Raw genomic sequence first — 13,225 nt, forward strand, 5'->3', positions numbered from 1 at the left:
GGCGTCAATCTAGCAGGCGCCGGCCCGGGCACAATGGTTGAGTGGCTCAGGCCGGGTCTGCTTCCAGCACCGAGGAAATGTCGATGCTTGGGCGCTCCTCGAGCCAGCGGGGGACCGGCAGTCCCTTTGCTCGCAGGAACTCGGGATTATAGAGCTTGCTCTGATAGCGGTTGCCGTAATCGCAAAGTATGGTGACGATCGTCTTTCCGGGCCCGAGGTCACGCGCCATGCGCACCGCGCCCGCGATATTGATCGCGCTCGAGCCGCCAAGGCAGATGCCTTCATGCTCGAGCAGGTCGAACACATAGGGCAGGGCCTCTGCGTCCGGGATTTGGTAGGGATTGTCGACCGTCAAACCTTCCAGATTGGCCGTTATGCGGCCCTGGCCGATGCCTTCGGTGATCGAATCGCCCGAGGACGTCAGCTGGCCCGTCGTGTAATAGCTATAAAGCGCCGCCCCTTCGGGATCGGCCAGCCCGATGCGCACATCCGAACTGCGCGCCCGCAGGGCTTCGGCTACACCGGCGAGCGTGCCGCCCGAGCCTACCGCGCAAATAAAACCATCGATCCGGCCATTGGTCTGCTGCCAGATTTCGGGACCCGTGGTTTCCACATGCGCGCGGCGGTTCGAAACATTGTCGAACTGGTTCGCCCAGATCGCGCCGCCCGGCAACTCCCGCGCCAGCTTTTCGGCCAGCCGCCCAGAAACCTTGATGTAATTATTGGGGTGGCGATAGGGCTTGGCCGGAACCTCGATCAGCTCGGCGCCAAACAGGCGCAAGGCGTCCTTTTTTTCCTGGCTCTGGGTTTCGGGGATCACGATCACCGATTTGAAGCCGAGCGAATTGGCGACCAGCGTCAGCCCGATGCCGGTATTGCCTGCCGTGCCTTCCACGATCGTGCCGCCGGGCTTGAGCGCCCCGCTCTTGACCGCGTCATGGATGATGAACAGCGCTGCCCGGTCCTTGACTGACTGGCCGGGGTTCAAAAACTCGGCCTTGCCCCAGATTTCGCAGCCCGTCAGCTCGGAAACACGGTTGAGGCGGATCAGCGGCGTGTTGCCGATAGCGGAAATCAGGTCTTTGTGCTTGGCCATGGATCGTGTGCGTTCGGGTTGGGGAGAGCTTAGTGTAGGTGTGCACCCAACGTGTCACAAGGCAGAAGGGTGCACTGGGGGAAGCTGTTCTCCACGCACCGGCTCGGGTGGGCCCTCATGCTGGCAAGCCGCTCCCCGCTAGAACCCTGTTCCCGCGTCAGCCGATCACTTCGGCCAACTGCTCCATGGCCGCGCTCCAGGCTTCCATGGAAAAGATGCGCGTTTGCGGATCGGCATGGGGCAGGCCCCGCTCGGTGAGGGTAATCCGCGTGCGCCCTTCGCCCGCGGCCTCGAACACGATATCGAGCACGAACAGCAGCTCGTTCTCTTCGTCTTCCTCGTCCTTGTGCACCCAGGACAGCACCAGCCGCTGATTTTCGACGAACTGCAGCACTTCCCCGCTGACCACATGCTCTTCGGGGTCTTCGTCATCGCCATAGGTGACGAACCGATATTCCCCGCCCTCAAAGGCGTCGAACTCCGCATAGTCGGCCTGCCACTGCTCGATCAGTGCCGGATCGGTCCAGGCGGCAAACACATCGGCCAGTTCGGCATCGATGGTGCGGGTCAAAGTGATCTGGCTTTCGCCATCGAGGTCCATGCCGTCGCTCATCGGGGAGCCTTTCTGTGCAAGCCAGCGTCATCGGCCACAATGTCGTGGTCGCCGAACTGGTTCAATGCGGTGCTGGGTAGGTGGGGAGCTAAGCTCGACCCTTGAAAAACGAATGGCTCCGCGAGTAGGACTCGAACCTACGACCCAGCGGTTAACAGCCGCTTGCTCTACCAACTGAGCTATCGCGGAAGACATTCGGTGGCCTTCTTGCGAAGGCGTGGTCCGTGTAACCAATGTGATTTGGTTTGCCAACCCCCTAAGCCACCAGTTCACGAAATTTGCGGTGGATTATGTTGGCGCTCGCGTTTTTCGGCCGCCAGCAGCTCGGCTAGGGTGTTGATGTTGATGAAGGGATTACTCTCCCCCGCCGGCCAGTCCAGTTCCGCCGAACCCAGCTGCCGGTGCAGCGCCTTGAGGCTGGCTGGCGCGCAGCCCCTGCCAACATCCCCGGGCAGCGATTGCAGCGCCTCCAGCCGCCACGCGGCAATCGGCGGGTAGAAGTCTTGCCCATGCCTTGCATAGATCGCCTCTGCCTGCCCCAGTGCATCGGCTATCACCTGGGCAAAACCGGTCGGCAAAAACGGCGTATCCACCGGTGCCGACACCAGCACCCCCGATTCGATGCCGCTTTGCTTCAGTGCTGCCACCGCAGCCGCCAGCCCAGCCAGCGGGCCGCCAACCGGGGCAGGGAGGTCGGGGACGGCGAGCGCCCCGTCCGGCAGCGGAGCCGGCGCTCGATGAGGCCCTGTCGCAATCAACAAGGGCGCAGCGACAGGCCCGAACGCGGCTGCCACCCGCTCGAGCAGGCGCACCCCGCCGACGCGCAGTTCCGCCTTGCGCACCCCACCCAGCCGCTGCCCTGCACCCCCGGCGATGATGACGCCGAAGGGGAGGCTCATGAGCGCGTCGCTGTGTTGCGGTTCAGCTTCCAGCCCAGCAGCACCAGCATGCCGATGCCCCCGACGAGACCCCAGAACGGGGCGCCAAGTCCGGCGATGGTGATGCCGGAAGCCGTGGTGATGAAGCACATCATTGCCGGCAGCCGCACCTCTTCCTCCGCCAGCGCCCCAGTCAGCGCCGCCACGAGGCTCGACAGCAGTGCGAGGCCTGCCACCGTCTGAATCAGCAAGGGCGGCGAAGCGGCAATGAACGCCGCCGCCAGGCTCGCGGCCAAACCCAGAAACAGGTAGACGACACCCGCAGCGATTGGCGCGGGCCAGCGATGCTGAGGTTCCGGGTGGGATTCGGGGCCGGCACAAATCGCCGCAGTCAGCGCGGCCAGATTAACAGTATGCCCGCCGAACACCGCCGAAACGGCGCTGGCCAGCCCCGTCACTGTGAACAATGGCGCGGGCGCCGGGTGATAGCCATTGGCCTGCAGCACTGCGAGCCCGGGCAGATTCTGCGACGCCATGGTGACGATAAAGAGTGGCAGGCCCAGCCGCAGCGCGCCATCGAGCGTAAAGTGCGGCATCAACGGCAGCAAGGCAGGCCAGGTCCCGTCCAGCGAGCCGGGCGCCAGATGCGTCGATACCGCCAGCATGACCGCCGTCACCGCCACGGCAATCGGCACCGCATAGCGGCGGGCAAAACGCAGCGCCACCACCCAGGCCAGCAGAATCGGCAGCGCCAGCGCCGGCAGTTCCGCCACGGCGGTCAGCGGCACCAGGCAGAGCGGCAGCAGCATGCCGGCGAGCATGGCGTTGGCGATCGGAGCCGGAATCGCGCCCACCAGCCGCGCCAGGGGTTTGAACAGGCCCGTCAGCACGATCAGCCCGGCTGCCACCATGAACCCGCCCAGCACCGCCGGGAACCCACCCTCGGTCGCCCCCGCCGTCAGCAAGAACGCCATGCCCGGTGTTGACCAGGCAAAGCTCACCGGCACGCGCAGCCTTGCGCTGCCCACAATGTTGAGGACCCCGATCACCAGGCACGCAGCAAACAGCCCCGATCCGGCCTGCTGGGGCGAAGCGCCGGCTGCGGTCAGCGCCGCCAGCACCACGGTAAAGGTGCTGGCATAGCCAACCACCGCCGCGAGCGCGCCAGCCATGATTGGCTGCAGATAGATTCGCCAGCCAGTGTCTTGTGTTGATGTGTTGGTGGACACGCTTGCTCTTCCCAGTGGCGACCGCCCAAGCTGCGCCGCAACAAGGCGCCGGTTGCTCGGGCTCCTGGGATGATGATTTGGAGGCCACGCCCGGAATTGAACCGGGGTTCACGGATTTGCAATCCGCTGCGTCACCACTCCGCCACGTGGCCTCACCGGCGAGGTTTCTAAGTTAGCCCCTTGGCTTGCGCAAGAGCGCTGATGCAATTTCGCTCGTCATTCGCGATTAGCAGTCAACTGGCCGGTGCCGCCGCTGCATCCGCGGGTCAAGAGATGTTGAACTTCGTGGCCGCTGCGGAACCGCGCGCCACCGCGTTTCCCTCGTCCGGTATCCTGCAACAGCGGAGCGCAGCGATGAACGGCAGAGAAATCTCCAACATTGTCGAGACTTCAATCACGGCGGCGGTGCGGGAGCGCAACTCCAGGCACCCGGTACTGCCGGTGTCGCGGGCCGTGAGCCTGGCCATGGAGCGGATGAAGGCGGCGGACAAGGAGCGGGCGATGGTGTCTCGCCTGGTCTGCGACCACGGCATTCGCCGCGGCCTTGTGCTTCAGTTCGATGACAGGTGACTTCCGCTACCCAGCGGCGGCAACGGTTTTCAGCGCGATTGGAGCCATCATGGCCCGGTTCTTGCCGCTGGTCTTGGCGTGATAAAGCGCTTCGTCCGCGCTTGCCACCATGGCCGAGAGTGGCTCGGACTGGTGCCTTGTGTGGATGCCAATGCTGATGCTGAGGGGATAGTCGTCGGGCATGCCCGCGATCTGGACCCGCGGAAATGCGGCGCGGATGGATTCGGCAATCGCCAGCAACTCGCTGCGCTGGCATTGGGGAAAGAACAAAGCGAATCCTTCGCCCCCCGTCCGGCCCACCAATGGGGTCTGCCCGAAGCTGGCCAGCACCCTGCTCGCCGCCGCTATCACCTTGTCGCCCGCAATGTGGCCAAAGCTGTCATTGACCTGTTTGAAGTTGTCGATGTCGACCAGCATGATTGCCGCCTGGGCTCGTCCCGCGCCTGGGGCCGCCATTGCGGCGTGCACGCCGGCATCAAATCCCCGCCGGTTCAGCAATCCGGTCAGGTGGTCGCGGTCGGCCTCCATCCGCAACTCGCTCAGCGCCCGCACCGTCCAGGCGGCAAAGAATGCCAGGGCCGTCGTGGTGGCGAGCACCGGGGTCATGGCCTGCACCGTCGCCCAATAATCGGAGGCCTGCAGCGAGCCGCCCGCATTGGTGTCGAGCGCATGCGCCACGGTGGCAAGCGGGCGCGCCAGTGCCAGGGTAACCAGGAGCCCACCCAGCCCGACAAACAACCAGTCCACCGCTGATTTGGGTGTCGCCCGCAACAATTGCCATACTGTCACGGCACCCATGATCGCCAGGGTGGTGTTTGCCGTATAGATGCGCCCTTCCGTTGAGGGGGCAACCAGTAAGAACCACAGGAACAACACCGCCCCGAGCATATTGGTGGCGGCAAAGGCCGCAACCGGCACCGGGGCGCCAACACGCACCATGGCGCTCACACAAAGCGCACCACGGCTACCGTGAGCAGCAGATTAACCGCGATCCGAAGCCCCGGTCCCTCCCAGTGTTGCAGGAAGTCATTGGAGACAAAGGCCGCTCCGCAGCACACAAAGGCCAGCGCCAGAACGCAAAGGTAATCGTGGTTGGGTCGCAGGCGCCACAGCAGCAGGAAGGTTAGCCCCAAAACTGCCGATAATGCTGGGTTCAACAGCGCGAAAATGAACTCACCGGTCACAACTGCGAACTCACTTCCTGAACGCGGGCCTGGACCATGTCGCTGCACCGTCACCAAGAAAGGGTTAAGTTGATTGGTTGGATTGTTCCTACCCTTAACAATTCATCTGCACTGTGCATGGCTGTATACTCTCCCTGGCCCCCTGAGCTCACCTAGGTGCGGACAGTAGCGTCTCGCCAAAGCTCTGGAACGCTTCCCCTGCGGGGTCCCTTGTGGCGCAACGGCTCGATCCGGACACATTAACTAAAAATTAACCATTCTTTCGGTCGTGGTTAAAACCAGCGGCTTGCCAGCGGTCCGAGGCAGGGATATTCACGTCCGGCATATCACCTGCCAGGACGTCGAGCCGATGACCGATTACGAACGCGCGCGCAAGCAGATGGTGGAGAATCAGCTGCGCACCAACAGCGTGGTGGACCGGCGCCTTTTGGCTCAGATGGGCCACGTGCCGCGCGAACTGTTTGTTCCGCCCGAGCGCCAGCCGGTCGCCTATATCGATGACATCCAGCCACTCGGCGAAAACAGCCAGCGCTTCCTTTCCATGCCACTCACTTTTGCCCGCATGGCCCAGCTTGCCGACGTCCAGCCAGGGGACGCTGTGCTCGATATCGGCTGTGCCACCGGCTACTCGGCTGCAGTTCTGGCTGGCCTTGCCGCTTCGGTGGTAGGTCTGGAGGAGGATGAGAGCCTGGCACAATTGGCTGCCGCGACCCTCGGTGAGCTTGGCATTACCAATGCTGAGATACTGGCCGGCGGACCCGAACAGCTATCAGGGCGCGATTTCGACGTCATCATCGTTGAGGGCACGCTCGATGCCGCGCCCCAGAACCTTTATCCGCTGCTGCGTGATCACGGGCGCATGGTCGCCTTGATTCGCGATCGAGGCGTGGCGGTAGCCCACCTCTTTGTTCGCACCGGCAGCAACGTCGCCGCGCGGGCCGAGTTCAACGCCCATTTGCCGCCGCTCTGGCTCGCCAAACCCGAAGAAAACTTCGTGTTTTGAGGTGTCTGGAGTGTTGCGTTCAAAGCACGAGTTTCAACGATTCGTGCACCTTGTCGTGCTAGCTCTTGCCCGCCGGTTGTTTGCCGCGGCTGTGCAGCGTACAGTTTTTTTGAGTATTGGAGGCGCGCGATGAGCATACGCGTTAGATTAACCGCGAGCGCCTTGGCTATTGCATTGGCAATGGGTGGGACCGCCGCGCAGGCGCAGTCCATCACCCAGGCGCTGACCGCAGCATATTCCTATGCGCCCGATTTGCAGGCGGCAGTGCTTGACGCCAAGTCCCGGGCCGAGAATATCGTCCAGGCCAAGTCCCGCAAGCTCCCCACCATCGGTGCATCGGTCAACGGCACCTATAACTGGAGCATTGCAGGCGGCCAGTTCCAGGACAGCACCTCCTTGAATGCCGGGCTGTCCTACAGCCAGACCCTTTTCGACAACTTCCAGACCGAAGCGCAGATCGAAGCGGCGCGCGCCGGTGCGGAGGCTGCAGAATACCAGATCCGCAACACCGAGCAGAACGTGCTGCTCAATGTGGTGCAGGCCTATATGTCGGTGCTGAGCGACCGCCAGCTGGTCGGCCTGCGCCAGGAAAACGTCAACTTCTACAACACCCAGCTGTCTTCGGCTCGCGATCGGCTCGAAGTGGGCGAGGGCACCCGGATCGACGTTGCCCAGGCCAATGCGCGTCTGGCGCAGGGTCAGGCCGCCTATCAGGCCGCGGTCAACAGCCTTGAAGTCAGCGAAGCCACCTTCCAGCGCTATGTCGGCCAGGCGCCCCGGGACCTGCAAAGCTCGCACAGCTTTGCCCGGCTGATCCCCAATTCGCTGCAGTCTGCCATTGCCGAAGCCGAAAGCGGTCACCCCGCTATCTTGACCGCCAAGGCTGCGATCCGCGCCGCCCAGGCTGGCAGTGATGCCGCCCAGGGTGCCTTTGGTCCCACGATCGATGTCACCGGCAGCATCGGCGCCAGCGATGGCACTTCCAGACAAGGCACTCCCCAAGCCGTCAGCGGTCAGATGCGCCTCAACATCAGCGTGCCGATCTATGCCGGTGGTGCCCTGGGTTCGGGCGTCCGCCAGGCCAACCTCGATCAGATCCGCTCTGAAGTTGACGCCATGTCCATCTATGACCAGATCCGTGAAGCCGTGATTTCGGCCTGGGCGGGCATCCAGAATGCCGATGCCCAGATCCAGGCGGCCCAGTCCGCCGTTTCGGCTGGCCAGGAAGTGGTCAATGGCGTGATCCAGGAACGCGATCTTGGCACCCGCACCACGCTCGACGTCCTTAATGCCCAGGCCGAACTGATCAGCGCCCGCGAAGGACTGATCAATGCTTCGAGCAGCAAGGTCATCGCCACCTTCTCGCTCCTCGCTTCGATCGGTCGCCTGACCGCGGGCGATCTTGGCCTGCCGGTGCAAACCAAGACTGCCGTCAACTACACTCAGGAAGTGGAAGATGTCTGGCAGGAGCTGCGGGTCGTCAAGGACGAGTAGGTCCAGGCGCATCGCAACAAGTTCTGGTGGCTGGGCAGTGCTCGGCCACAACTTTTAGGGGACATCTCTCCGGGCGGCCTCGCGGGTGATTCCCCATCGCTGCGCCCGGAGTTAATGTGTTGTTGACGAATCATGCGGCTGCGCCGGCGAGCAGCCCTCGTCCAGCGCAAGCGAGAGGCCCATCATGAACAAGCCTGCACCCAAAGAACCCTCCATGGACGAGATCTTGTCGTCCATCCGCCAGATCATCGCCGATGATGATGCGGCGGGGCTTCCGCGACGCTCCTCGGCTCAGGCCGCGCCCGCGCCAATGCAGCCCGCCTCCGCTTTCGCGCGAGCCTATAGCGCCCCCGCACCCATCGACCTTGATGACCAGTTCGAGGACGCCGAGCCCCTGGCCCTGTCCCCCGCCCAGATCATCGAGCAGCGAACCGAAGAGGCCCCATCCCCGTTCAGCTTCGAGAGCATGCTCGCTGAAACGCCGTCCGTTCGCCAGGACGATGCTCAAGACGAAGAGGAGGCCCCCTTGGCCGCACCCGAACCCGTAAGCTTTGAGCCCGAGGAACCCGAGGAACGCCCGGTTGCGACCGCTGCGCCGCTGCGTGTGCCTGGCTCCGATGCACGTCCCACGCCTGAGCCCGCTCGTGCCGAAACCGTACGTGTGCCCGAGCCGCCGCGGCCCGCGGCGCCAAGTGCCCAGGCTGCAGCCTTGCCCGATCCCACGCTCAGCAGCGATTTCGCCGAAGAACTGCTTGGGCCCGCCACCAAGGCTGCTGTGCGCGGCTCCATCACCAAGCTCAACGCCATTGGCCTTGGCAATGCCGGGCTCACCATCGAGTCCTTGATGCGCGACATGCTCCGCCCCATGTTGAAGGAGTGGCTGGACGAAAACCTGCCCGCCGTGGTCGAGCGCATGGTTGAGCGCGAGATTGCCCGCGTTTCGCGCGGCGAGTAAGTTGATGCACCCTTGCGCGCGCCGCTGTTGACCATCCGGCGCGCATTTGGTTGATACACCGACAGATTTAGAGACGGCCCGCTCAGTGCGAACTGGCGGGTCATTGTTGTTGCGAGTGACGCTATGATTGAAAAGAGCTATGAGCCCGGCGCCGTTGAAGGACGCATCTACGAGCAATGGCTCGAGGCTGGCGCTTTTGCCGCCGGGGCAGGGGCCGCACCCGGTGCGGAAACTTTCACCATCGTCATTCCCCCGCCCAATGTCACCGGCTCGCTCCATATTGGGCACGCGCTCAACAACACCATCCAGGACATCCTGATCCGCTTCAACCGGATGCTCAAGAAGGATGTCCTCTGGCAGCCCGGCACCGACCATGCCGGCATTGCCACCCAGATGATCGTCGAGCGCCAGTTGGCCGCCAAGCAGATGAACCGCCGCGACATGGGGCGCGAAAAGTTCATCGAGCGCGTCTGGGAATGGAAGGCCGAGTCAGGCGGCACCATCATGAACCAGCTCAAGCGGCTGGGCGCGTCAGCCGATTTCAGCCGCGAACGCTTCACCATGGGCGATAATGGCTCGGCTGACGACCAGATGGTGCGCGCCGTCACCAAGGTGTTTGTCGAGCTGCACAAGCGCGGCCTCATCTATCGCGCCAAGCGCCTCGTCAATTGGCATCCGGGCCTCGAAACCGCGATCTCGGACCTCGAAGTCGAGAATATCGAGATCAAGGGCCATATGTGGCACCTGCGCTATCCGCTCGCCGATGGCGTCACCTATCAGTTCCCCATTGCCCATGACGAAGAGGGCAAGCCCACCGAATGGGAAACGCGCGACTACATCATCGTCGCCACCACCCGCCCCGAAACCATGCTCGGCGATGCTGGCGTTGCCGTGCATCCCGAAGATCCGCGCTATGCCGATCTCGTCGGCAAGTTCGTCGATCTGCCGCTGGTCGGGCGACGCATCCCCATCGTTGCTGATGAATATGCCGACCCCGCTCTCGGCACCGGCGCGGTCAAGATCACGCCCGCCCACGATTTCAACGACTTCGAGGTCGGCGTTCGCAACAACCTCGAACAGATCAACGTCTTTACGACGCGCGGCGCCATCGTCGATGAGCCCTTCATCCCCGCCGCTTATCGTGGCCTGGATCGTTTCGACGCCCGCAAGCGCATCGTCGCTGATCTCGCCGCGCTCGCCGAGGAAAATCCCACTCGTGGCCTCGATCACATCGAGGACAAAAAGATCATGGTGCCCCATGACGAGAAATCCAAGCTCGTCGTCATCGAGCCCTTCCTGACCGACCAGTGGTGGGTCAAGGCCGATATCCTCGCCCAGCCGGCGCTGGCCGCCGTGCGCGAGGGCCGCACCAAATTCGTGCCCCAGCAATACGAAAACACCTATTTCGCCTGGCTCGAAAACATCAAGCCCTGGTGCATCTCGCGCCAGCTCTGGTGGGGTCACCAAATTCCCGCATGGTATGGCCCGGACAACCACGCCTTTGTCGCTTCGAGCGAAGCCGAAGCCCAGGCCCAGGCCGACGCCCATTATGGCGCGCCCACCCCGATCAAGCGCGACGAAGACGTGCTCGATACCTGGTTCTCTTCGGCCCTCTGGCCGTTCTCGACCCTCGGATGGCCGGACGAAACTCCCGAGCTCAAGCGCTACTACCCCACCGATGTGCTGGTGACGGGCTTTGACATCATCTTCTTCTGGGTCGCCCGCATGATGATGATGGGCCTCGAATTCCTCAAGGAAGAACCCTTCCACACCGTCTACATGCACGCCCTGGTCCGCGACGAAAAGGGCCAGAAGATGAGCAAGACCAAGGGCAACGTCATCGACCCCCTGCAGCTCATCGATCAATATGGTGCCGACGCCACCCGCTTCACCCTCGCGGCCATGGCCGCACAGGGCCGCGACATCCGTCTCTCGATCAACCGCGTCGAGGGTTATCGCAACTTCGTCACCAAGCTCTGGAACGCCGCGCGCTTCCTCGAGATGAACGAATGCCGCCGGGTCGAGGGTTACGATCCCAAGGCCACTACGCTCCCGCTCAATCGTTGGATCGTTGGTGCCACCGCCCGTGCCGTCGCTGCGGTGCGCCGCGGCATCGAGGACTACAAATTCAACGAAGCCGCCAACTCGGCCTATGACTTTGTCTGGGGCACCTTCTGCGACTGGTATGTGGAATTCGCCAAGCCCGTCTTCATGGGCACCGATGAGGGCGCCAAGGCCGAAACCCGCGCCACGGCCGCCTGGGCGCTCGACCAGATCCTCAAAATGCTGCACCCCTTCATGCCCTTCGTCACCGAAGAGCTGTGGGCGGAGACGGGCGCTTTCGGCCCCTCGCGCGACAACCTGCTGATCCTATCGACCTGGCCTGAGCTCGATGGTCTCGAAGATCCTGCGGCCGATGCCGAGCTCAGCTGGTTGATCGAGGTGATCACCAATATCCGCTCGGTGCGCAGCGAGATGAACGTGCCCGCCAGTGCCAAGCTGCAGCTGGCTGTGATTGGCGCGGACGACACCACGCTGCGCCGCCTCGTGGCCGGTACCAGCCTCATCACCCGCCTCGCGCGGCTCGAGGCCATCAGCCCGCAAGGCAACGTGCCCGGCGAATCGGCGCAGTTCGTCGTGGGCGAAGCCACCTGGGCGCTGCCCCTGGCCGAGTTCATCGACATCACCGCCGAAAAGGCCCGCCTGCAAAAGGAAATCGGCAAGCTCGACGCCGAAGTCGCCCAGATCGACAAGAAGCTGGGTAATGAGCAGTTCGTCGCCAAGGCGCCCGAAGAGGTAATCGATGAACAAAAGGCCCGTCGCCAGGCGGCCGCCGATCGCCGCAGCCGCATCGGCGACGCCCTGCAGCGGCTCAGCTGACCGCGATGGATGGTCAGCCTCCCGAGCCGACGGCCCGCGCCATCCAGAACGGTCTGGTTGGCGTGGGCACGGTGCTCGTCTTTGACGGCAAGGGAGGGGTTGGCCGCCAAGGCCCCAGCAGCGACCAGCCAATGGTGCCAAGCCGGGGTTTCAAGCTGATCTCGGGCAATCCCAAGTCGCCCGAGTTCGCCGCCTGGCTAAAATCCGACCTCGGCGACTTCAATGCCGGCCTGCTGACGACGCCCAGCACCCGCACCCGCTGCACGGTGCTGGAAGACAAGGCGCTGGTCGTCCTGCGGGTCGCCCGGCCTGGTGCCGAGCCGGAGGATATCGGCCGGCAGTTGCTGACCTTATGGATCGAGCGCGGCCGCGTTATCATCGCCTCCGAACTCAACATCATCGACTTTCTTGGTGTGTCCAAATGGGAAGCCTCTCACCACGCTCCCCTCAGCCCGGCGGACCTGATTGCGCGGCTGGGTCTGCGGGCCGCTGATCGGCTGGAGCCGCTGGTTGAGCGCCTTGCCGAACGACTGGACGAGATTGAAGAAAAGCTGCTTTCCGAAAATGGGGCAAAGTCGCGTAGCCGGCTGGCGCATCTGCGGCGTACCCTGATCAGCTTTCGCCGTTTGATCTGGCCGCAACGCGACGTGCTCAACACGCTCGAAATCGAGGACCTCTCGTTCTTCACCGCCAAGGACCGCCTGCGCCTGCGCGAAGCCTCGGGACGAACCGGGCGAATTGGCGAGGAGCTCGCCGCCCTTTCAGAGCGTGCTGTTCTGGTCCATGAGCAACTGGCCGACGCGCGCGCCGAGCAGATGAATCACACCATGCTGATTCTTGCCGCCGTCACGGCGGTCTTCATGCCACTGACGCTGCTCACCGGTGTGCTCGGCATGAATGTGGCGGGCATTCCCTTCTCCGAAAGTGCCCACGCCTTTTGGGGCGTTTGTGTCATGCTCCTGGTGCTGGCGCTGGTGATTGTTGGGTGGATGCGCAGAAGGCGCTGGCTCTAGTCCGATTTCGCTCCGAGAGCCTGCTTGTCCGCGGCACAAGGGCTTGAATCAAACTCTGCGCCACCCGACCTTACTGCTTCCAAACACATGCGATTTTGCTCAGCAAGCATTAGGCGCATTCCTGCTTTGTGCTTATTGCGCAACAGCGCAGTTGATTCACTGCATTAACATCGTCATGCAACGATTTAGCGACATTTCCCGCCACAATGTTTGGGTATGAAGCAAGTCATGACAGGCATGGGCGTTGACCTAGGGGATCGCGGTTCCCAGTTGATCAGCATGCGGGGATTGGTCCGCGGTTTCGGGCCAT

At 63.2% G+C, this 13,225-nt stretch carries 12 protein-coding genes and 2 tRNA genes; 6 read left to right on the top strand and 8 right to left on the bottom strand.

Features of this window, described 5'->3' with window-relative positions:
* Window positions 1–46 precede the first annotated feature (46 nt).
* From AC3YMN_RS14160 to AC3YMN_RS14185, 6 genes are all read right to left on the bottom strand, one after another.
* Entirely contained in the window at window positions 47–1,096 is a 1,050-nt protein-coding gene (locus AC3YMN_RS14160) for a cysteine synthase A (protein WP_489890479.1), read from the bottom strand.
* A 157-nt stretch (window positions 1,097–1,253) separates the two neighbouring features.
* Complete coding sequence (locus AC3YMN_RS14165) at window positions 1,254–1,709, bottom strand: SRPBCC family protein (RefSeq protein ID WP_489890480.1); 456 nt, start codon at window positions 1,707–1,709, stop codon at window positions 1,254–1,256.
* 113 nt (window positions 1,710–1,822) lie between these two features.
* Window positions 1,823–1,898: transfer RNA gene (locus tag AC3YMN_RS14170), tRNA-Asn, on the bottom strand.
* Window positions 1,899–1,978: 80 nt separating this feature from the next.
* On the bottom strand, window positions 1,979–2,608 hold the full coding sequence (gene mobA / locus AC3YMN_RS14175) for a molybdenum cofactor guanylyltransferase (RefSeq protein WP_489890481.1): 630 nt from the start codon (window positions 2,606–2,608) through the stop codon (window positions 1,979–1,981).
* Complete coding sequence (locus tag AC3YMN_RS14180) at window positions 2,605–3,759, bottom strand: benzoate/H(+) symporter BenE family transporter (RefSeq protein WP_489890482.1); 1,155 nt, start codon at window positions 3,757–3,759, stop codon at window positions 2,605–2,607. Before AC3YMN_RS14180 ends, mobA begins: the two co-directional genes overlap by 4 nt.
* Before the next feature lie 135 nt (window positions 3,760–3,894).
* Window positions 3,895–3,968 (bottom strand) — tRNA-Cys (locus tag AC3YMN_RS14185).
* 49 nt (window positions 3,969–4,017) lie between these two features.
* Here AC3YMN_RS14185 and AC3YMN_RS14190 point away from each other — a divergent pair.
* Window positions 4,018–4,386 (top strand): hypothetical protein, encoded by a 369-nt coding sequence (locus AC3YMN_RS14190; RefSeq protein WP_489890483.1) that lies wholly within the window; start codon window positions 4,018–4,020, stop codon window positions 4,384–4,386.
* 6 nt (window positions 4,387–4,392) lie between these two features.
* Here AC3YMN_RS14190 and AC3YMN_RS14195 read toward each other — a convergent pair whose 3' ends face one another.
* Window positions 4,393–5,325 (bottom strand): GGDEF domain-containing protein, encoded by a 933-nt coding sequence (locus tag AC3YMN_RS14195; RefSeq protein ID WP_489890547.1) that lies wholly within the window; start codon window positions 5,323–5,325, stop codon window positions 4,393–4,395.
* Between the two features lie 5 nt (window positions 5,326–5,330).
* Entirely contained in the window at window positions 5,331–5,570 is a 240-nt protein-coding gene (locus AC3YMN_RS14200; protein WP_489890484.1) for a hypothetical protein, read from the bottom strand.
* 349 nt (window positions 5,571–5,919) lie between these two features.
* On the opposite strand from AC3YMN_RS14200, the gene AC3YMN_RS14205 reads away from it, so the two are divergent.
* From AC3YMN_RS14205 to AC3YMN_RS14225, 5 genes are all read left to right on the top strand, one after another.
* The gene (locus AC3YMN_RS14205) at window positions 5,920–6,573 is read left to right on the top strand and encodes a protein-L-isoaspartate O-methyltransferase family protein (RefSeq protein WP_489890485.1); all 654 of its coding nucleotides are present in this window, start codon (window positions 5,920–5,922) and stop codon (window positions 6,571–6,573) included.
* A 129-nt stretch (window positions 6,574–6,702) separates the two neighbouring features.
* Complete coding sequence (locus AC3YMN_RS14210; protein WP_489890486.1) at window positions 6,703–8,067, top strand: TolC family outer membrane protein; 1,365 nt, start codon at window positions 6,703–6,705, stop codon at window positions 8,065–8,067.
* A gap of 184 nt (window positions 8,068–8,251) precedes the next feature.
* Window positions 8,252–9,022, top strand: a complete 771-nt coding sequence (locus tag AC3YMN_RS14215) for a PopZ family protein (RefSeq protein ID WP_489890487.1) — start codon at window positions 8,252–8,254, stop codon at window positions 9,020–9,022.
* Window positions 9,023–9,145: 123 nt separating this feature from the next.
* Entirely contained in the window at window positions 9,146–11,902 is a 2,757-nt protein-coding gene (locus AC3YMN_RS14220; protein WP_489890488.1) for a valine--tRNA ligase, read from the top strand.
* Window positions 11,903–11,907: 5 nt separating this feature from the next.
* The gene (locus AC3YMN_RS14225) at window positions 11,908–12,915 is read left to right on the top strand and encodes a CorA family divalent cation transporter (protein ID WP_489890489.1); all 1,008 of its coding nucleotides are present in this window, start codon (window positions 11,908–11,910) and stop codon (window positions 12,913–12,915) included.
* The last annotated feature ends 310 nt before the right edge of the window (window positions 12,916–13,225 follow it).

Source organism: Devosia sp. Z11_6 (assembly GCF_058133665.1).